The organism is Embleya sp. NBC_00888 (genome assembly GCF_045207655.1).
In the GTDB taxonomy this organism is placed as follows: Bacteria; Actinomycetota; Actinomycetes; order Streptomycetales; family Streptomycetaceae; genus Embleya.
In genome coordinates this window covers 3,683,745-3,703,520 of the sequence record NZ_CP108785.1, presented here as the reverse complement: position 1 = coordinate 3,703,520, position 19,776 = coordinate 3,683,745, and the positions used below count along the sequence as shown (strand labels likewise).

Genomic DNA, 19,776 nt, shown 5'->3' with positions numbered 1-19,776 from the left:
GGGTTTCAGTCCGGGGACTCGGCATCGGGGATGCCGAGGGTGCGGGCGATGCTCTGTCTCGCGTGGCGAACGTTCGAGCGGATCGTGGCGGCGCTCATGCCCAGCAGGTGGGCGGCCTTCTCGTCGTCGTACTCCAGGATGTAACGCAGCGCCATCGCCTCGAACTGTCGATCGGGAAGTCGGGCGATCGCGCGGAACAGGCCGATGGGTCCGTCGAGTTCCGCGAGTTGGTCACGGGACAGGTGCAGCGAGCGTCGGGTGACGGCCGCCGAGTCGGGGTCGTCCTCGCTCAGACCCTGCATCAGGATCGCGACCGCGTCGTGCCGAAGCTCGCGCACGGTCTTCTCGCGGCGGCCGAGCAGGCGTGCGGTGTCCTGGTTGCTCTGCCCCAGGACCCGGGTGAGAAGGAAGACCTCGTAGTGGTCCCGGGGCAGTTGGTGGACGGCGGAGAACAGGGCCATACGGTGTTCGAGGGTGTCGAAGACCTTCGTCGGCAGCCGCAGCGCATCGAAGACGGCCGGGTCGAAGACGGCGGTGTGCACGAACGCCGAGGCACGGCCCTCGCGTTGCAGTCGGCGGGCGATGTGCCGGCGCAACATCCGCCAGGCGATCGGGTCGACCGGTCCGGGCGTACGCCCCCATATGGTCCCCAGTTCGATGTAGGCCTGTCGGACCACCTCGGCGGCGGCCTCCCGTACGCCCAGTTCCAGGTGCGCGACGCGCGACCACAGGACCGCGTGCGCGCGATGGAACCGGGCGAGATCGGGCGGGAGTTGCCCGTCCTCGGGTCGCTCCCCCGGGTTCGTCACCACCCGCCCTCCCTGCCGTACCGCGGCGCTGCGCACGGGTCGCCTTCCGCGCCGGCGGAGACCATGGCGCGGGCGGAGGCCGTCACGTGGGCGGTGGATAACGATGCGCGGCTCCGGCGCGGTGCCTCCGTCCCCGGCGCGGGGAGAGGTATCTGCCGGCCGTGCCCGGTGGCCCGCGGCGTGGTTGACAGCGTCTCCACGGGGAGACCTCTTCTCTTGTTCTGTTGGCACTGCCCGGGTCCGCACGGGTCCCGGGCGTCGAAGCGGGACGCGGTTTTCGCTCCCAGGCAAAGCAAACCCGCTCGAAGCCCCGGTTGTGCAAGAAGGGGCTAACTGCATGTAAGTGTGTATGCGCAGTCCGTTGATCGGGTCGGACTGTTTCACCCATACTTGCGATCGTTTGTGCGAGATGGGGTGGGACGGCGTCCACGCGGGCCGGTCGGGCATGAGGGTGGGCCCGCCGGACTTGCCGAGCCTGTCCGGCCTCCCGGCGTGCGCGTGAGTCGGTCGGGCTTGCCGTCGGCAGGTCGGGCCGTGTTGTGGCAGGTGACCCCGGGTCCCCGGGCTCCCCGATACCCGGGGCCGGCGCCTCCGCCTCCGGCGTCTCGACGCCCGCGCGGCAGCCGTCTCCTCGCCTTCTCGCCTTGGACGTCGCGTTTCTCCCCGTCGCCCGAGTCGGGACAAATCATTTCCCACGCATTTGCACAGACGGGCCTGGTATCGGCTTGGCTGGACACGTCGAACCCCCTTTTGGCCGCGCGAAGTCCTGTCGATGTCCGCATCGCGAAACACCCGGCCTCCGACCCACGCGACGAACGAAACAGGGATGTCCATGAGCCGCCGACGAAACCCGAGCCACCCCGGTCCCGCCGACCCGCACCCCTCTTCGGCGATCCGACGCCACCCCCCTTCCCCGGAACCGGTGAACGCCCACCGCACCCGTGCCCGCGGATGACCTCCGCCCGGGCCGCCACCGGCGGCGAACCCCGCCTGGTACCCGTGTCGTTCGAGGCCTACCGCCTCGCACACGCGGCGAGTTGGTTGCACTACGCCCACGCCCACCTCGAGAGCCGACCTCGGGCACACGCCGTGATCGACCGGGCCTTCGACGACCTCGCCCACACCTGGACACACGCGCTCAGCCGCCCCAACGTCCAAGCCCACGCCTGGGCGCTGTTCAAGCGACATCTCGGCGCCCACCCCCCGCCGGTCGCGATCGCGAGCCTGATCCGGGACGCGGTGTCGGCGCTCGCCCGACGGTCCCCGACCTCCGATGCGGATCCGGGGCCACCCCGGGCCTCGTCGTCCCTTCCCGCCCGGTATTACGACGTGCTCGTCCTGCACGTGCTCCTGCGTCGCTCCGAGGAGGAGGTCGCGAACCTGCTCGGGACGACCGTCGACGAGGTGCGGTGCGACCTGCGTTGGGCGCTGCGGCGACCGGCCACTCATCCGGGCACGACCGACACGAGCGAGGACACCCCGTGACCACTCACCACGACCGTCGCGAAGACCGGCCCTCCATCGACGACTTGCTGGGCGAGGAAGGCGTTCTCGCGCACGAGTACGACAACTACGACTTCGACGCGGAGGAGCGCGCCATCGCCGCCGCCCTCTACGGCACCCCGACCACCGCCGGCGCCGCCGCCGATGCCGATCCCAATCCGCCGGCGCTGCGCGAGCGCGCCGGCCACGAACTGTCCCTGGCCGCGGCCGTCGTCCTCAACGCCGACCAGGCAACCGACGCCCTGGAACGCCTGTCCACGCTCACCGACGGCGCCCCCGACGGAGCCCTCGTGTTCGCCTGTCTCCTCTACCTCGCCCACCACGAGGACGGCGCGCGCTTCTGGTGGCAGGTCGCGGCCGGATGCGGAAACCGCACCGCCGCCCACTGCCTCTACCTGCTACACCGCAGCCACGGCCAGACCCGCGACGCCGACCACTGGCGCGGCCAGGCCGAACGACCCACCGCCACGCGGCTTCCGCACGTGAATCGGGGTGAGCCCCGACCGCTGCTCACCGACCGCGTGCGACACGCGCTCATCGCCGCCAGCCACAGCGGAGCCGACCCACGCCTGCCACCCGCGGTCGAACAGGTCATACACGACCTCCCGGTCGACGCGGCCGCACACGACTTCGGCGAGGTCCCGGTCCCCGAACCCACCCTCGCACAAGAACTCGCCGTCGCAACGACCCCGTAGCCGGCGGCGCCGCGACCTGCCCGGGCATCACCAACCACTCCCACGCACAGAGTCGTTACAGCGCGAGCCCCGCACTGCCCACCCGAGTTGCACACAGCCGTTCCCGGCGATTCGGTGAGTCCGCGCACCGAGTTCGTGAGCACGACGAAGGCAAGGCACCGTGGCCGCGGTTCCACTTCGGATGCGCGGACCGACCGGCCGGATGGGCCTCACCGGGCGCGGTTCAGCGGCACAAGGCCGCTTCCACCACGTTGTCCACCCGCTTCCTGGATGCCGCGTCGTTCAGCTGGATGGTGACCGCGACGTTGGCGGCGCGGCCGTCGTCCGTGGCGCCGCCGCGGGTCTCGTAGCCCGGGAAACTGCCGCCGTGGCCCCAATAGAGCAGGTCGCCGCGGCCGCACGGCAGGGGCTTGCTCACGATCCCCAGTCCGTAGCGGGCGCCCTCACCGAAGGTGGCATCGGCGGGGAGGGTGGCGGACCGCATTTCGGTGAGTTGGGCCTGCGGGAGGAGGTGACCGGACAGGAGCTCGGTGAAGAACCTGTTGACGTCGGAGTTCGTGGAGATCAGCTGACCTGCCGCCCAGCCCCAGGAGGGGTCGGTTCCGGTGACGTCGCGCAGCGGCGCCCCCGGGGCATCCTGGTAGTAGCCCTTGGGGTGGGGCCCTCGGATGGTCACGTCACCGGGGGCGGGGAAGTAGGTGTGACGCAACCCGATGCGCTTGAAGATGCGCTGGTCCATCTCCTTGGCGAGGGGTCGACCGGTGACCTTCTCGACGAGAAGGCCGGCCAGCACGTAATTCGTGTTGCTGTACGCCCACTTCTCCCCGGGATCGAAGTCGGCCGGGTGCCGAAGAGCGATGTCGACGAGCTCGCGGGGCTCGAAGTACCGGACCTCGTCGCCGAGATGGTTGCTGTAGTTGGGAAGCCCGCTGGTCTGCTGCAGGAGGTGACGGACCTTGATCTTTCGACCATCGATGCCCTCGCCGTGAACGAGGCCGGGCAGGTAGGTGTCGATCGAGGTGTCGAGGCCGATCTTCCCCTCGGCGACCAGTTGCAGCACGAGCACCGCGGTGAACGTCTTGGTGTTGCTGCCGATCCGAACCTGACCGTCCCTGGGCACCTTCGAGCCGGTGGCCAGGTCGCCCACCCCTGCGGTGTAGGTACGGTCGTGGCCGTCGCGACCCTGGACGCTCGCCAGCGCGCCGGGCGGGCCTTCCGGCTGGATCAGCGCGTTCAGACCCCGCTGGACGTTGTCGGGCCTACCGGCGGCGGACGCCGAGGGCGGCGCCAGGATGCCCATCGTCACTACGCCCACGGCCACCGCGGCCGCGGCCGAAACGGCCTTGCGCCGACCACCACGCCGCGTGGGAGAACGGAATCCCTGCCATACCTGCTTACGCACGAGCCAACTCCTGTGGAATCGCTGGAAACCAACCGTATGTGCAGGACCCAGCATGTCCGGACGCGGCCACTCCGAACGATCCCGTTATCCGCCGGATTCCGGGTAGGGCTAACCCCCGACGCGCCCAGCCGACGGGAAACGAGCGGATGCACCGGATGGATCATGGTGCTTCACATACGGCGGGCCGCGAGCTCCGGTAGGGCGGCGACGTTGCCGAAAGCGTGTCCAGCCTCATGCCACCGCATCGCGGTGAAGTCCCGGCGTGATCAGGTCTGTTGCCGGCCGACGGCACCGCGCCGGCTGGTTCGGCGGGCCGGAAACCAATCGGAGCAGACCCCTTCCGGTCCCGGATGCCGGTGCCGCCGCGCCGCGTTCGACCGGCTTCCGGGGCGTGGCGATTCGGTCGGGACGGCGGTGCTCGTCACGAAGAATTCACGCCGCGTGGGGTCCCGGTGACACACACGACTCGGGCACGCTGGGGCGCCGATCCGTGCTCGCCCCGGGCCGGACGTCACCATGACCCTCGGGAGGCCCCGCCATGACCACTCCGACCACGCTACGCCGCGCCGCAACCACCGTGTGTATAGCCGGACTTGCCCTGGCTGCGACAGCGACCGCGATCACCCCCGCGCAGGCCGCGCTGCCCACACCGATATCGGCGGCAACCGCCCGCTCCTACCTGTCCGGCATGTCCGCGAGTGCCGAGACACACGGTGACAGCTACGACCGCGACCTGTTCCCGACCTGGATCACCATCTCCGGGACCTGCGACACGCGCGAATGGATCCTCAAGCGCGACGGCACCGGCGTGACCACGAACAGCGCCTGCACCGCCACCTCCGGGACCTGGACCAGCGCCTACGACAACGCGGTCACCACGAACCCGTCGACGTTCGACATCGACCACGTGGTACCGCTGTCCGAGGCCTGGGCGTCCGGCGCCTGGGCCTGGACCACGACCCGGCGCCGCGCCTTCGCCAACGACGTGACCGCCCCTCAACTCATCGCCGTCTCGGCCTCGTCGAACCGCTCCAAGGGCGACAAGGACCCCGCCGAATGGCTCCCCCAGGCCTCCTACCGCTGCACCTACGCCCGAGCCTGGGTCCAGGTCAAGCACGACTACGCACTGACCGTCGACGCCACCGAGAAGAGCGCCCTCACCACGCTCCTCAACGCCTGCTGATCCCTGCCGCACGCCGACCGCACGTGTGCCGTCGGAAGTCGCGGACGGCACACGCGGTCGCCGTGCCGGTGGACGCCGCCACTGCCGCGCCTACCGCGAGAACCACTGCCACGGGTCACACCGCAGGCCGCAGGAAGCCGACGACCTTCGACCGTTCGGCCTCGATGCCCGCTTCGACCACGGCAGACAGCGGCTCGAACGCGCTCACCTCGATGGTGCGTCCGCCGGCGAGGCGGGTCCAGGTGGCAACGGCCAGCCCGTCGACGGTGATCGTGGGCCGGATGAGCCCGCCGCCCGGGCGGACCCGGTGCTCGTAGGCGGCGGGGACGGCCGATTCGCGGCTGCGATAACCGACGAGGTAGCCGTCGTAGGCGGGCAACATCCGCACGTCCGGCGCCTCGGACGACATGGCGACCGAGTCCTCCGCAGGATCGACCGACCCGGTCGGTGCGCCGTCGTCGGTGATCGCGCCCGACCACGCCAGTGCCTTCCACGCCTTGCGGGCCCAGGTGATGGGCAGGCCCGACCAGGTCGCGAAGTCCTCCGCGTCGACCGGTCCGTGCGACTTCAGGTAGCGGAGCGCGAGTTCGGCGAGGTCCGACTCCGACTCCTCTCCGGCGTCCTCGGGTTGCACCGGTACCCAGTCGTCGAGAAGAGCGTAGGTCGCCTCACCGGCGCGTTCGGGGCCGTGGCACACGATGCCGGTGAGGGCCGCGTGGCGGATCAGGTGGAACGCCGCCTGTCCTTCCGGCGGGACGCCGAGGGTGCCCAGGCGGTCCGTCAGTTCCTGACGTGTGAGCGGCCCATGTGTGGTCAGGGCGTCCCGGACGAGGCGGTCGGCGCGCTCGCGCAGGCCCTCGTCCAGGCCGAGTTCCCGATAGCGGCGACTGGTTCCGTCGAGGAGGCGGGGCGCGAGCAGCCGCAGGAGCCGGCGCACGTCCTCGGCCGCGACGGTGTGCAACGTCCCGCGCATGAGCCAGGTGCGCACGACGCTGCGCTCGTTCTCGTACGCCGCGCGGACGTCGCGCGCTCCGATGCCCCTGCCCCGTACGCGGATGCCCAGGTCGGCGGCGGTGGCGTCCTGGGCCTGGATGGCCAGGGCCCGCCGCAGGACCGCCTCGACGGAGTCCTCCCGGACCCCCTCCGCCAAGGCCTGCGCACGGGCTCGCATCCTGCGGATCCGCTCCGGGTCGAGCATCGACAGTGCCTCGCGTCCTCGTCTGTGGGAATGGGACCGACCGCCCAGGTCGGACCATATCGTGCGCGTGCCGGAACGTCGTTGGCAGCGCGCCTGGTTGGCATCGGTTCCGGCAGGCGAGCGGGAGCCGACCGGACTCCCGATCGCGGCCCGGTCAGAAGTTCAAGCGCTGGAGATGCACGGCCGGAACGACCTTGGAGGGAAGCCCCGCCCGGGCGATGGTCGCGCGAAGTTCGGCGACCGCCTTGGGGTTCACGGTTCCCGGGAGGGCCGGGTCGTCGTAACCGGTGATCATGTCGTCGTGGTGGCTGGGGATGACGTAGCGCGGCCCGCCCAGCGCGGTGAGCAGCCTCGGAAGGTACTCGTGGACCGTGCTGTAGTCGGTCATCGACACCATCACCACGTCCGGCCGCATCCCCGCGATCTCCCGCTCCACGAAGTTGGTGCCGCCGAACAACATCACCTTCAGCCGGCCCGGCACGGTGACCTGGTACGCGAGCGTGCCGCCCTCGACCAGGTCGGCCGTGGTCGTCGGCGGCGGAGGCGGCGAGGTGCGCGAGCCGGGCGCGAAGAAGCCGTGGCCGGCGGACTGGCTGTGCAGGCTGCGGATCACCTCGACGGTGTAGGCGCCGCCGCCGAAGCTCAGGTACTCGCCGCCCGAGGCGACGATCACCGGGCGCTCGACGCCCATGGCCCGCAGCAGATGGGCGTGCGTCTCCGTACCGATCGTGTCGATCGTGCGCGCCGCCCACTCCTTGCGGGTCAACAGGTAGGGCACGTCCGCCATGTGGTCCCAGTGGCCGTGGCTCACCATGACCAGTTCGGGCGGTCCCGCCAGTCGACCGGAGGCCAACAGCCCTTCGATCACCCGCGGGTCGGTGCGCAACGCACCGCCCTGGAGGCGATAGTCGAAGCGGCTCAGGTACGGGTCGAAGTACAACACCCGCCCGTCGAAGGTGATTTCCCAGCCGGCCACGCCGAGCCACCGCAGCCCCACCCCCACGGGTCCGCGACTCGCTTCCACCGCGACCTCGGGCTCCGCCGCCGCAACCGGTGCGCCGCCGGCAACCGCGAGCCCCGTCGCGGCAAGCCCCGCACCACCCAGCACCGCCGTGCGCAACAGTCCTCGACGGCTCGCGCCCGCCTGCCCGCCGGCGGTCGTGCAGTTCTCACACATCTCGTGCTCCCCGTTCCATTGCGATTACGGGGGCAGCACATCAAGGGCCGTCGCCACGTGTCCAAGACCGGATCCGACCGGAAGCCATAGGCAATCAACTATCGCCGCTGGTAGCGGACTTGCTCACCACGCCGGCCCCGCCCGGCGATCCGCTCCGGACGTCCGTGCGCCCGACCCGATCGGTGACCCAACCGGAGGCGGGCGCCGAGCCACACCCGCACCCATCACCCTGCATCCGTCGCCGCCCCGCTTCCGGCCCACCGGCGCCCTCTCCCGGCTCCCGTTGCCTGCCTCCGACTCACCGACGCCCCCTCCCGGCTCACGGATGCCGCGACCGCACCAGCGGCTTCCGGCCCCGATCCGGCAGCAGGTGCCGGCTCCGATCCGTGCGGTGCCGGCCCCGATCCAGCAGGTGCCGGCTCCGATCTCGCGCCTTCCAGGTGGAGCCCGAGCCCGGGGCCGGCCAACCGCCGGCACCGATCCGAGCTCCCGGCACTCCCGGGCGGGTCGGCGGCAGCCGGCCGGGCCGCGGGACGGAGAACGGAGCACTGGGAGGCAGTCGTGACCCTTGTCGTCAACCCCTACGAGATCATGTCCGCGTGGCGCGCGGCCGGACGCCCCGCCACGTTGGGGAGTCATGTCCGGGGACAACTCGACCGGCTGTGTCGGGTGACCGGCGTGGCCGATCCCGAAAGACGGTACGCGGACTCGCTGACCGACCTGCTCGGCACCTCGGCCGACCGACCCCTCGGCGCGCCGCCCGCCTGGCCGTCCTTCGTATCCGACGATCACACGCCCGCCGAGTTCTCGGTGACGGTCCCACGCGGCGGCCCGCCGAGTGTGCGGGTGCTGACGGAGCCCGGCTGCGGTGCGGCGACACTCGCCGGCAACGGCCGGTCGGGGTGGGCGGCGCTGCGCCGGTTGGCCGGTCGTTGGGAATTCTCCCTGGAGCCGCTGCGTCGGGTCGAGACCCTCTTCTTCCCGGCCGCGCCGCAGGGTGCCTTCGCGCTGTGGTGCGCGATGGAGTTGCGGGCGCACGAAGGCCCGGGGTTCAAGGCGTACGTGAATCCCGGGGCGCATGGGCCCGGACCCGCGGCGGAGGTGGTCGACGAGGCCATGGCCCGGTTCGGGTACGCGCGGGCCTGGGCGGCGGTACGCGCACACATCGCGGCGCGCCGGCCGGACGACGACCGGTTCGCGTTCGTCGGGGTGGATCTGGGGTCGTGGGCGGCGCCACGCGTGAAGGTCTACGTCGCGCATCACCGCTTCGACCTCGACGGTGTCCGCCGCGTCGCCGGGCTGCACGGGGGCGGATGTCCGGAGCGGGCCGTGCGCTTCTGCCGCGTCGCCGGCGCCACGAACCGCTTCGACGGTCGTCCCCTGCTGTCGTGCCTGTCCTTCAGCGGTGGCCCCGACACATCCGGCCCCACCGGTCACACGCTGCACCTGCCGGTACGCGACTACGTCGGGGACGACGCGTGCGCCCGCGACCGCGCGGCGTCGGTACTGCGCGACCAAGGCCTGCCCACGGCCCTGCTCGATCGGGCGCTGGGCGCGGTGTCGAGGCGCCGCCCGGCCGACGGGGTGGGTCTGATCTCGTACCTCTCACTCGTGCAGGCCGCAGGCCACCCACCGAGGGTGACCGCCTACCTCTCCTCCGAGGCCTATCGAGTCGGGTCGCCGCGCACGCGGCGGCCCCGCCCGGAGAAGTCGTAGCGGCGCACGCTCGACACACAGCGCGATCGCTCCCGGACCAACGCAACCACCGCCCAACCATCCTTTCGAGCGAATCCAAGCGTCGCGTGCGGCGCACGGACGCGCCGCCTTCCTAGAGTCGACATCCTGTCGACAGTCCGGAGTCGACGGCGGCCGACCGATTCGCTGCGGCATGCGGCGGTTGGTCGCCGCCTCATGATCCCGCCCGAGAGCGAAAGGACATCGTGCCTTCCGCACTCATCGGCAGAGCCGACTGTCTCGACGTGTTGCGGTCACACGTGGAGCGGGCCCGCACGGGACACGGCGGACTGGTGCTCGTCGGCGGGGAGGCCGGGATCGGCAAGACCACCCTGGTGCGCCACATCGCGTACGAGGCGCCGGGCCTGGGGATGCTCGTGCTGCGCGGGACGTGCTGGGACTCCGGCGCCACGCCCGACTACTGGCCCTGGACCCAGGCCCTGCGCAGCCTGCGGAGCGAGGTCGCCACCGACGAGTGGGACCGAATGACGGTGGCGGTCGGCGGAGCGCTTCCGGTCCTGCCACCCGAGCACGTCGCATACGGAAGTCCGGACACGGATCCGGACACGGATCCGGACAGGGATCCGGACGGGCGACCCAACCGCTTCGCGATCGGTGACGCCGTGACGACGATGCTGACCACCGTCTCCCGCAGGCGACCGGTCCTGGTCGTCCTCGAGGATCTGCACTGGGCCGACGCGGCGTCGCTGGACCTGGTGGAGTTCGTGGCCCGGCACACCTGGTTCGAACGGTTGCTGGTGGTGGGCACCTGCCGTGAGTTCGAGGCGCGGCAGGCCGGGCGACGGCTGCCGGCGGCGGGCGCGGAGACGGCGATCGTCCGGCCGGCCGGTCTGACCCGCGCGGAGGTGGCGGAGTTGATCGCCCGCACGGTGGGCGCCTCGCCGCCGGACGCGGTCGTCGACGAGGTGCACCGGCGCACCGGCGGCAATCCGTTCTTCGTGGAGGAGGCGGCTCGGTTGTGGTCCGCCGGGCAACCGGTCACCGCGATGTCCGCCGGTGTGCGGGCCGCGGTCCGGCGACGACTCGAACTCCTGGACGAGTCCGTCGTGGAACTCCTCCGCGTCGCGGCCGTGGTGGGTCGGCGCTTCGAGGCCGACCTGCTCGCGCGGGTGGCGGGTGTCGGCGCGGTCGCGGTGGCGCGGCTGTTGACGGACGCGGTGGACGCACACCTGGTGGAGCCCTCCACGAACGGGGAGTTCGCCTTCCGGCACGATCTCGTACGCGAGACCCTGTACGTCTCGGCGGCCGAGGACCGCCGCTGTCGCCTGCATGCCGCCGTGGTACGCGAGTTGCCCGTCGCGGCGTGCGTCGCCGACCCGGCGCGGCCGAACGAGGCGGCGCACCACGCCTATCTCGCCGGCGCCGAATTCGACCGCGACACCGTGGTCGACCTCCTGGTGGCCGCCGCCCGGCACGCGGCGAACCGACTGGCCAACGAGGAGGCGGTGCGCCACTATCGGCGCGCGTTGGAGCGGCTGGGCCCCGACGCACGGCGCCGGCGGGTCACGCTGACCCTGGACCTGGCCCTCGCGTTGCAACTCACCGGCGACTACCGACGGTCCTGGCTCGTCTTCGAGGACGCGGCCATGTCGGCCCGCGACGAGGACCCCGTGCTGCTGGGTCTGGTCGCGCTCACCCTGCTCGGCACGGACGGCCGCGGCGACGCGTCCGGCCTCAAGTCCCGCCTCACCCACGAGGCGCACACCGCCCTGACCACCGCTCGCCCGAACGCACGACCCGCCCGCCCCGACCACCTCGCACCCCCGCCCGCCGACCCGACACCACCCACTCCCGCGTCACCCACTCCCCCACCTCCCGCCGCCGCGCCACCCGCTCCCCCGCCACCCATGTGCCTACCACCACCCGAGGACGACCCCACCCCCCTCGCGGCAAAGGTGGCCCGCCATGTCATCGCCGCCGCCCGCCGTACGGGTGACGACGACGCCCTCCAGACCGGGTTGTGGGCCGCCCTACAGGCCTCGTGTGGGCCGCACGCCGTGGCCGAACGTGCGGCGTTGACAGCCGAGTTGAGCCAGGTGTCCCGGCGCCGAGGCGACCGCTGGATGGAACACATCGCGATGTCCCTGCGCTGGGTGGCCCTGCTGGAACTGGCCGATCCGCGCTACCTGGACCAACTGCAGTCCCTGGTGGCGGTGGCTCGGGCCGGCGGCTCGCCCCGAATGCGGTTGACCGCGCTGATCGACCGAAGCGTGGTGTACGCCTGCCAGGGCCGCTTCGAGGAGGCCGAGACCCTGCTCACCGAACTCGCCACGCTCGACGGGCCGCACCCCAGCTACCGGCACTTCGGCGGCCACCACCGGTGGGCGTTGGCACTGTTGCGCGGCCGATTCGCGGAATTGCCGTCGGTGCAGAACGCGTTGCGGGATGACGACCACCCGTTCGCGGACCTGTTGGCGAACATCGCCGCGCTGGAGGCGGGCGAGCGTCCGCGGTTCCCGTGTCCGGTGCCGGTGGGCGACGGCGAGGCCACGGTGGCGCATCGCAGCATCGTTCCGCTGTGGTTGCGCCACCAGGCACAGGCCGCCGCCGCGGAAGGTGATCCCGCGCGCTGCGAACAGGCCCGCGCCGCGCTGGGTCCGTACCGGGGGCAGTGGTTGGTATCCCTCTACGGATGGGACATCGGCGGTCCCGCGTCGCTGTGGACGGGCATCGTGGACGCCGCCCAGGAGCGCTGGGACGACGCGGTGGAGGCGTTCGACGACGCGCGCTGCTCCGCCGACCGCCTGCACGCGCGTCCCTGGTCGGTGCGCGCCCGGATCGAGCTGGCCGAGGCCCTGCTGGCCCGGCACATCGGCGACGATCGCGCCCGCGCCGGTGTGCTCCTGGCGGACGCCGGAGCGGAGGCGCACGAACTCGGCATGGCGCACCTGGTCGACCGCGCCCGTCGGCCGAGTCTCCCGCCGCCGGCCGCTCGCCCGGAACCGGCGGAGCGTACCGCCGAGTTCCGTCGCGAGGGGGCCGTGTGGCGGCTGGATTTCGCCGGCCGAGTGGTGCACGTGCCGGATGCCAAGGGCCTGCGGGACGTGCACCACCTGCTCGAACGGCCCGGTACGCCCGTCCCGGCGGCCCGACTGCTCGATCCGGACGGCGAGCCGGCGGTGTCGGCCGCGGGGGCCATGGGCGCGGACGCGCTCCTCGACGACGAGGCGCGGATGCGCTACCGCCGGCATCTGGACCGGCTCGACGAGGAGATCGCCCGGGCCGAGCGGTGCGGCGACGACGCACGGGCGGCGGAGTACGACCGGGAGCGGGCCGAGCTGTTGGCGGAGTTGCGCCGCGCGGCCGGCCTCGCCGGGCGCGTACGCCGTCTGGGCGACCAGGGCGAGCGCGCCCGCAAGACGATCACCGCACGCATCCGCGACACGCTGCGGCGCCTGGACGAGCGACATCCGGAGCTGGCGGCGCATCTGCGCGCGAGTGTGTCGACCGGGTCGACGTGCTGCTACACGCCGGATCCGCAGGTGCGTTGGCGGTTGTGACCGACGCCGGATCCGCGGGTGTGTCGGCCGCTGCGATCGACAGCGCACGAGGCCGGCTCGCCCCGGGGCCGGCTCCCCGCCACGAAGCCGATTCATCACCACCCGGATGGGCGGACCGGCAGAGCCGGGCCCAGGAGAGGAAGAACCTTGCGAGCGAAACGAGCCGTTGCGGTGGCGGCACTGGCCGCCGCGGTGTTGTCCGCGACGACCGCCGCGACGACCACGACGACTACCGCCGCGTCGTCCGGATCCGCGACCGGACTCGGCCACCCCAGCAACGCGTCCGCATCGCCCACGCCCGCCGGTACCACACTGGCGCGCACGGACGCGGGCCTGGTGCGCGGCGTCCGTACCGCCGCCCACCGCACCTTCCGCGGCATCCCGTACGCCGCGGCCCCGATCGGCGACCTTCGCTGGGCCGCGCCGCGGCCGGTCCCGCCGTGGTCGGGGGTTCGGGACGCGACCGTGCCCGGCCCGCTGTGCGCGCAGGTACCCGCCGCCCACGCGCAGTTGGCCGCCGTCGAGGAGGACTGCCTGGTCGTGAACGTCACCGCCCCGGCGCGGACCCACGCGCCCGGACGAACCGCGCCGGTGCTGGTGTGGATCCACGGGGACGGCACGGTCGGCGCGGGCGAGTTCTTCGACGGCCGCCGACTCGCCGACCGAGGGGTGGTCGTGGTCACCGTCAACTACCGGCTGGGTGTCTTCGGCGGCTTCGCCCATCCGGGTCTGCCGGGTTCGGGCACCTTCGCGCTCCAGGACCAGCAGGCCGCGCTGCGCTGGGTACGGCGCAACGCGACCGCGTTCGGCGGTGACCCCGATCGGGTGACGGTGGCGGGTTCGTCGTTCGGTGCGACGGCGATCACCGCGCACCTGACCTCGCCGTCCGCCCGTGGGCTGTTCCAGCGGGCGGCCCTGTCCAGCGGCGAGGGCATGATGGACATGCCCGCCGGGGCCATGGGCGCGGGTGTACCGGCGTACCCGTGGTACGGCTGGCGCACCACGCGCGAGATGCAGGTCACCGGGGCCGAGACGGCCTCGTCGTTGGGGTGTTCGGCGCCCGATCCCGACGCCGCGCTGCGGTGCCTGCGGGCGCTGCCGGTGGAGCGCCTGTTGCGCGTTCCGTACATCATGAACGCCTTCCAAGCTTTCGCCTTCGACAACGAGGTGTTGCCCGAGTTGCCGGAACAGGCGCTGAGGGAGGGCCGATTCCACCGTGTTCCGGTGTTGTCCGGGGCCACTCGTGACGAGCATCGCCTGTTCGTCGGCGCCGCCCACGACGCGGTGCAACGGCCGTTCACCGATGAGCAGTTCGGCCGAGCGGTGGAGACGGCGTTCCCGGGCACGCGGGAGTGTGTGCTCGCCGAGTACCCGGTCCGCGACCATTCCTCGCCGGCGCTGGCCTGGTCCGCGGTGGTCACCGACCGCATGTGGGCCCGGGGGACCTACGCGCAGCACATCGCCTTGAGCCGCTTCGTGCCGACGTACGCCTACGAGTTCGCCGATCGGGACGCGCCGATGTACCTGCCGTTTCCCGCGTCCTTCGACTTCGGCGCCTACCACGCCTCGGATACGCCGTACCTGTTCGAGGATCCGCAGGCCCAGCCCCGATTCACGCCCGCCCAGGTGCGGTTGTCGAACACGATGAGCGACTACTGGGCGGCGTTCGCGGCCGACGGCAGTCCGAACGGTCCCGGCCTGCCGGACTGGCCGCGCTTCGTCGACACGCACCATCCGTCCGCCCCGCCGCACACCCAGTCGCTGGCTCCGGACCGGATCGGGCCCGTCGACTACGCGAGCGTCCACAACCTCGATTTCTGGCACCCGAACGGCACCGGCTGCGCGGGGCAACCGTCGCCCCGGTGACCCGAATCCGCGGGCTCGGGCGGCCAAGGGAGGTGCCCCGAGCGGCCGTTGCGGCCGGTCGGGGCACCTCCGCGGGGAGTGGGTGTTCAGCACTCGTACGCGTAGTAGGCGGCTGCGTCCGCCGCGAAAGTGACCCGGCGCGACTCCTTCGCGGGGATCGCGATGCAGTCCGGGTCGTAGCCGTCGACCTCGACCGAGGCGTTGATCCCGTGCGAGCAGTCGTTGTTGATGTTCGCCCAGCCGGGGCCGTGGTCACCCAGCTGGGCGCACCCCGGTCCCTCCGCCGCGAGGCCGGGGCCGGCGGCGGCGATCGGGGCGGTGAGCAGCGTGGCCGGGATCGCGAGGAACGCGGCGGCGGAGACGGAGACGAGGGTGGTACGCAGGCGAGTCATGGTGATTCCTTTGTCGTTGTCGCCGGGGATCTTGGCCTCGGCGGGGTCGTTCACGATGGGGTTCGTTTCTCGCGTGGCCGGCGCCGTGGCACCCGCCGGCGGGCCCGGCCGCGGCGCCTTGTCGCATCGTGCTCGTGGCCGGATGTGCGCCCCGGAATCACAGTGCCGGGGCCGCGGCCGCCAGCGCGTCGCGGTGGCGTGAACTCGCCACTGGTACAGGCTTCAACGGTTCGCCGGCCGCCCACTGCCCGGCGCCCGACGCGCGACGCCTGACGCCTGACGCCTGACATCAACCACCCGAACGGACCTCGGCCCGGGCCGGCCCACGGAAATGAGTCGACACGCGGTGCGTATAAATGCGTACTCTTGGTAACGACAGCCTGTCGTAATCACACGAGGAGGAAGCGCGTGTCGGTGGTGGCCTCCGGTCGGGTGCCCACGCGCTCGGCGCTGCGCGAGACCTTGAGTGAAACGCTCGAGGAGTCCGCCTTTCACTCCGATCGCGGCATCAGGCCACCCGCGCAGTGCGTACGGCCGGAAAACGTCGGTACGGCCGCCGCTCGGCTCGCCGCCGCCACCCGGCACGAGCTGCTCACCTTCGACGACCCGTCCGGCTGCATCGGTCAGGGCGTCCCCGAGCGCATGCTCGTCCACGCCGCGGCGTGCATCCGTCAGATCGTGGATCGTGTGCCCGAGGTCCGCCAGATCACCTCGCGACGCGGCCTCGCCCAGGACGCGGACGTGGGCACCATCCGCTGGCGGCACGGAGCGCAGGCTCGCGTGATCGACCGAATCCCCTTCCGGATGGGCGTCATGGACCGCTCGGTCGCGCTCGTCCCGATCGATCTCGACGTCCTGTACAACGGCATGCTCCTGGTGCGCGATCCCGTCGTCGTACGCACCCTGGTCCGGGCCCACCAGTGCTCGTGGCGGTCCGGCGAGGATCCGAACGCCACCTCGTCCGACGAGGAACTGCCGGCCCACCTGGTCCCGGTCCTGGACTGCCTGCTCGCCGGCCTGACCGACGACGCGGCCGCCGCCCGGATCGGCCTGTCCGCGCGGACGTACTGCCGCCGGGTCGGCGACCTCCTCACCCTCCTGGGCGCGGCCGGCCGCTTCCAGGCCGGCGCCCGAGCGGCCCGCAGGGGCTGGGCCTGAGGACACTCGCCCGTCGTCCCGTCGACGCCTCGGCGCGTCGACGATGCTCGACCGGAGGAAGCCGGCCCAGCACCCAATGGACCGGTCGACCGCCTCGGAAGTGGACCTGGGCACGAGACCACATGGCCGACAGGGTCGACGTATGAACACAGTCGAGACCGCGTTCCCGGGGACCGAATCATGGCGGTGACCCTGCTCTGGGTGGCAGCCCTCGTGTTGATCGCGTGGGCGGGCGCCACCGGCCGCGGCGTACGGGACACCCGCGACCCGGACTACACCATGCGCCCATCCGCCCCGAGGCCCTGCCGAGGCACATCCGCCGCGACCTGCTCACCCGCTGTCGGCGGTCGACTCTCGGGCGACGCCGCCGTGATCGCGATCCGGCGCACGCCCGTCGAGCACACGTCGGCGGCCGTCGCGGAGTGAGCGAGCCCGACCGGAGTGACCCGGGCCCGGGGGCAACCCTGGTCACTCGTCTGTCGGTTGCGTGTGGAAGGTTCTGGTGTGGCGCAGGCGATGCCCTGTGTCGCGCGGGGTGTGCCGAGGTCGGTACCGGTTGCCGCGCGTACCCGGCCGGCCGCGGTGTCCGGTCGGTCGTTCCCTGGTTCGGAAGGTGGGTGCCGACGGCATGGACAGCACGCTCTCCGCCGCGATCGTGGTCGCTTACGACTTCGTCCCCTCGGCGGATGTCGGTGACCTCGTGCGGCGGTTGCGCACCGAGACGACCGGGATGCTGAGCTACGCGGCGCGTCTGCCGCCTCGGCTCGTGCGGTACGTACTGAATTCCGACGACCGCGAGTTGCGTGCCGCGCTGGCGGCGAACGTCGGCGGTCGGTGCGGAACGATGCCGTGGCGCGCCATGCTCGCCCGGGTCGGCGATCCCACGCTCGCGGTGGCGCTGTACACCGCCGATCCGGCACTCGACGACAACGAGGCCACCCGTACGGCGGTCTGGGCCGCCGCCGATCCGGCCGACGCCGGATGGCTCGCCCCCGGCGGCCTGGTCGAACTCCTCACCCGTACCACCCCTCCCGTGGCCCCGAATCTGCTGCGACCCGCCCTGCGCGCTCCGTTCCCCGACGCGGTGATCACCGCCCTGGTCGCGCTGGCCCCGTCCATGACCCCTCGGCATGTGACACGGGTGTGCCGCCACCTGTTCGACCTCGGGGGCCGGCCGGCTCTCGCGGAGGCGGTCGCGCGGCTTTCGACCGCAGGCGAACTGCATCAGCCCGACCTGCTCGGCCTGTTGCGCGCTGCCCTCGACGCATCCGAGCCCGCGCGGGTCCTGGCCGGGGAGGTCTCCTCGACCGACGAGGCGCTGCTGCGGGTCCGCCTGCAGCGGGGTCGGGCGTTCGAAGTCGAGGTCGCCGATTGGGAGTCGATCCGCGCCGAGCAGGCCCGCCTGCCGTTCGACAACCGGGACTGGTGCGTGCTCGTCCGGTGGCCCGACTGTCCCGACGACCTGGTGCTGTCGGCGTTGCGCAACAATCCGTACGACGTCGCGAACAACGCGGCACGGATACCCTTCGACGCGCTGACCGAGCCGTGCCTGATCACCGACGGGAAGTTGCTCGAACGGCTGCTGCGGCGCGGGATCACCGAGCGGTGGTGGTCGGCCGAGCGCGTCCTGGACGAAGTCACCCCCGCTCGCCGCGCGCTGGCCGCGATGCCGGACGACGACCCGGCCGTCGACGTCCTGCTGACCCGCGTGGTCGAACCGCTGGGCACCGAGCCCGCGTTGTGGTTGTCGCTGTACCGCAGTCTGCAACGCTTCCCCGGGACCGTGCTCGACCTGATCGAGACGGCCTGCCGGCAGGCGGACCGAACGCGTCCCGCCGCGTGGTCCTCGCCGCTCGCACCGCTGTTCCCCGGGCGTGCTCCCGAGGGTTCGCGCGCGGTGCTGCTGCGGCTGCTGCGATGCGCGCCCGAGGAGGCGACTCGGGCGATGATTCCGGTCCTGGACCCGCGCGGGGTACAGCAGTTGCTGCTGTACGGCCGGCTGACACCACGCCTGCGCGACCAGGTGTACGCCGTGCGCGGCAGCGCCGCGCAGGCCGCGCACGCGTCGCGCTGGGACCTGCCGGCCGAGGATCTCGCCAACCTGTCCAACCTGGACGATCCCGAGGTCAACGCCAATCTCTTTCTCTTCACCCTCGTCGACAAGGCGCAACGTGCGCGCATGTTGGCCGGTGTCGGCCGCTCCGGGAATCCGGTGGCGATCTCCGAACGGCTGGTCACGGCGGTGCGCGGCGCCGACACCTCGGTCGACCGGGAGTCCGTCACGGCCGGCATCGCCTCCGGTGACCCCCGAGTGTCGCGGGCCGTGCTCGCGCGGATCAAGATCCACAGCGAGAACGGGCGACTCCGGCTCCTGGTCGCGCTGTGGGAGCGGCACGGTCCGGTCGCCGTCCGCGAGTTGCTCGACGAGACGCACTTCGAGGGACGACGCGGCGCCAAGCATCCGTTGCCCGCCAAAACCCGGCGGATCGCCTCGGCGGCATTGCAATCCTCCGACGGACTCGGCGAACTCAGGTTCCTTCTGGCCGAGTTGGACTCCCCGGAGGCGATCGTGGGGCTGTTGCGCCGCTACACCGGGAAGGGCGAGGAGCCGATCCGTCACCTGCGGGCGGAGGGCGGCACGCTGCCCTGGCCGGAACTGATCGCGGCGCATCGCACGGAACCGTTCCACCGCGAGATCCTGCACACGCTTGTCGGCCGGCCGGACTGCCCGCGCGAACTGCTCCTGGTCGGACTCGACTCGCTGCGACTTCTCTCGCACGACGGCGATGTGCAGGACTGGTTGGCCCGAGCGCTCGACCGAGGCGTGGTCACGCCGGAGGACGTGGTGCGGGTCGGCAACCCCGCCCGCGACGCGCTCGACGTCCTGGGTCGCCGTCGGCGGCGGGACTCCACCCCGTGGCATGCACCCGTGCGACTTCTCGCGCAACTGTCGCGGGCGCATCTCGGCTCGGACCCCCAGGCGTGGACCGTGGCCCTGCACCTGTTCGCGGACTTCACCGGCACCGTCCCGGAATTGCTCGCGACCGCCGGGGCGGTGGCCCGGTAAGGCCACATTCGCCATGGATGTGACACAGGTCACATTCTTCGTGTCATACCGAAAGGCGCCACCGACCGTGT

General features: G+C 72.0%; 14 protein-coding genes. 9 read left to right on the top strand and 5 right to left on the bottom strand.

Annotated elements, in window-relative coordinates; all coding sequences use genetic code 11:
• Positions 1 to 5: 5 nt before the first annotated feature.
• Positions 6 to 809 carry a sigma factor-like helix-turn-helix DNA-binding protein gene (locus OG948_RS50500; protein ID WP_331771804.1) on the bottom strand — a complete coding sequence of 268 codons (804 nt, stop codon included), beginning with the start codon at positions 807 to 809 and terminating at the stop codon, positions 6 to 8.
• 951 nt (positions 810 to 1,760) lie between these two features.
• Between OG948_RS50500 and OG948_RS50495 the strand changes: the two genes are divergently transcribed.
• Together OG948_RS50495 and OG948_RS50490 are read left to right on the top strand one after the other, a co-directional pair.
• Positions 1,761 to 2,294 carry a hypothetical protein gene (locus OG948_RS50495; RefSeq protein WP_331771803.1) on the top strand — a complete coding sequence of 178 codons (534 nt, stop codon included), beginning with the start codon at positions 1,761 to 1,763 and terminating at the stop codon, positions 2,292 to 2,294.
• Complete coding sequence (locus tag OG948_RS50490; protein ID WP_331771802.1) at positions 2,291 to 3,007, top strand: hypothetical protein; 717 nt, start codon at positions 2,291 to 2,293, stop codon at positions 3,005 to 3,007. Before OG948_RS50495 ends, OG948_RS50490 begins: the two co-directional genes overlap by 4 nt.
• 223 nt (positions 3,008 to 3,230) lie before the next feature.
• Here OG948_RS50490 and OG948_RS50485 read toward each other — a convergent pair whose 3' ends face one another.
• Positions 3,231 to 4,409, bottom strand: coding sequence for a serine hydrolase domain-containing protein (locus tag OG948_RS50485; RefSeq protein ID WP_331771801.1), 1,179 nt, complete (start codon positions 4,407 to 4,409; stop codon positions 3,231 to 3,233).
• 538 nt (positions 4,410 to 4,947) lie between these two features.
• On the opposite strand from OG948_RS50485, the gene OG948_RS50480 reads away from it, so the two are divergent.
• The gene (locus OG948_RS50480; protein WP_406300701.1) at positions 4,948 to 5,592 is read left to right on the top strand and encodes an HNH endonuclease family protein; all 645 of its coding nucleotides are present in this window, start codon (positions 4,948 to 4,950) and stop codon (positions 5,590 to 5,592) included.
• Between the two features lie 115 nt (positions 5,593 to 5,707).
• On the opposite strand, the gene OG948_RS50475 is transcribed toward OG948_RS50480, so the two are convergent.
• Entirely contained in the window at positions 5,708 to 6,790 is a 1,083-nt protein-coding gene (locus OG948_RS50475; protein ID WP_331771800.1) for a winged helix DNA-binding domain-containing protein, read from the bottom strand.
• Between the two features lie 154 nt (positions 6,791 to 6,944).
• The gene (locus tag OG948_RS50470) at positions 6,945 to 7,967 is read right to left on the bottom strand and encodes an MBL fold metallo-hydrolase (RefSeq protein WP_331771799.1); all 1,023 of its coding nucleotides are present in this window, start codon (positions 7,965 to 7,967) and stop codon (positions 6,945 to 6,947) included.
• A 561-nt stretch (positions 7,968 to 8,528) separates the two neighbouring features.
• Between OG948_RS50470 and OG948_RS50465 the strand changes: the two genes are divergently transcribed.
• From OG948_RS50465 to OG948_RS50455, 3 genes are all read left to right on the top strand, one after another.
• Positions 8,529 to 9,683, top strand: a complete 1,155-nt coding sequence (locus OG948_RS50465) for a tryptophan dimethylallyltransferase family protein (protein ID WP_331771798.1) — start codon at positions 8,529 to 8,531, stop codon at positions 9,681 to 9,683.
• A gap of 224 nt (positions 9,684 to 9,907) precedes the next feature.
• Positions 9,908 to 13,222 (top strand): AAA family ATPase, encoded by a 3,315-nt coding sequence (locus OG948_RS50460; RefSeq protein ID WP_331771797.1) that lies wholly within the window; start codon positions 9,908 to 9,910, stop codon positions 13,220 to 13,222.
• Positions 13,223 to 13,369: 147 nt separating this feature from the next.
• Positions 13,370 to 15,088 (top strand): carboxylesterase family protein, encoded by a 1,719-nt coding sequence (locus OG948_RS50455; RefSeq protein WP_331771796.1) that lies wholly within the window; start codon positions 13,370 to 13,372, stop codon positions 15,086 to 15,088.
• 86 nt (positions 15,089 to 15,174) lie between these two features.
• On the opposite strand, the gene OG948_RS50450 is transcribed toward OG948_RS50455, so the two are convergent.
• Positions 15,175 to 15,534, bottom strand: coding sequence for a hypothetical protein (locus tag OG948_RS50450; protein WP_331771795.1), 360 nt, complete (start codon positions 15,532 to 15,534; stop codon positions 15,175 to 15,177).
• A gap of 354 nt (positions 15,535 to 15,888) precedes the next feature.
• On the opposite strand from OG948_RS50450, the gene OG948_RS50445 reads away from it, so the two are divergent.
• The 3 genes from OG948_RS50445 (at position 15,889) to OG948_RS50435 (ending at position 19,705) form a co-directional block, all read left to right on the top strand.
• Positions 15,889 to 16,638 carry a DNA-binding response regulator gene (locus tag OG948_RS50445; RefSeq protein ID WP_331771794.1) on the top strand — a complete coding sequence of 250 codons (750 nt, stop codon included), beginning with the start codon at positions 15,889 to 15,891 and terminating at the stop codon, positions 16,636 to 16,638.
• Between the two features lie 180 nt (positions 16,639 to 16,818).
• The gene (locus OG948_RS50440; protein WP_331771793.1) at positions 16,819 to 17,064 is read left to right on the top strand and encodes a hypothetical protein; all 246 of its coding nucleotides are present in this window, start codon (positions 16,819 to 16,821) and stop codon (positions 17,062 to 17,064) included.
• Between the two features lie 202 nt (positions 17,065 to 17,266).
• Positions 17,267 to 19,705, top strand: a complete 2,439-nt coding sequence (locus tag OG948_RS50435) for a hypothetical protein (RefSeq protein WP_331771792.1) — start codon at positions 17,267 to 17,269, stop codon at positions 19,703 to 19,705.
• Positions 19,706 to 19,776 lie beyond the last annotated feature (71 nt).

Bases quoted from the DNA above. Each gene is read 5' to 3' on its own strand.
- OG948_RS50495 (WP_331771803.1), top strand. From the start codon at position 1,761: ATGACCTCCGCCCGGGCCGCCACCGGCGGCGAACCCCGCCTGGTACCC.
- OG948_RS50480 (WP_406300701.1), top strand. From the start codon at position 4,948: ATGACCACTCCGACCACGCTACGCCGCGCCGCAACCACCGTGTGTATA.
- OG948_RS50475 (WP_331771800.1), bottom strand. From the start codon at position 6,790: ATGCTCGACCCGGAGCGGATCCGCAGGATGCGAGCCCGTGCGCAGGCC.
- OG948_RS50470 (WP_331771799.1), bottom strand. From the start codon at position 7,967: ATGTGTGAGAACTGCACGACCGCCGGCGGGCAGGCGGGCGCGAGCCGT.
- OG948_RS50440 (WP_331771793.1), top strand. From the start codon at position 16,819: ATGGCGGTGACCCTGCTCTGGGTGGCAGCCCTCGTGTTGATCGCGTGG.
- OG948_RS50435 (WP_331771792.1), top strand. From the start codon at position 17,267: ATGGACAGCACGCTCTCCGCCGCGATCGTGGTCGCTTACGACTTCGTC.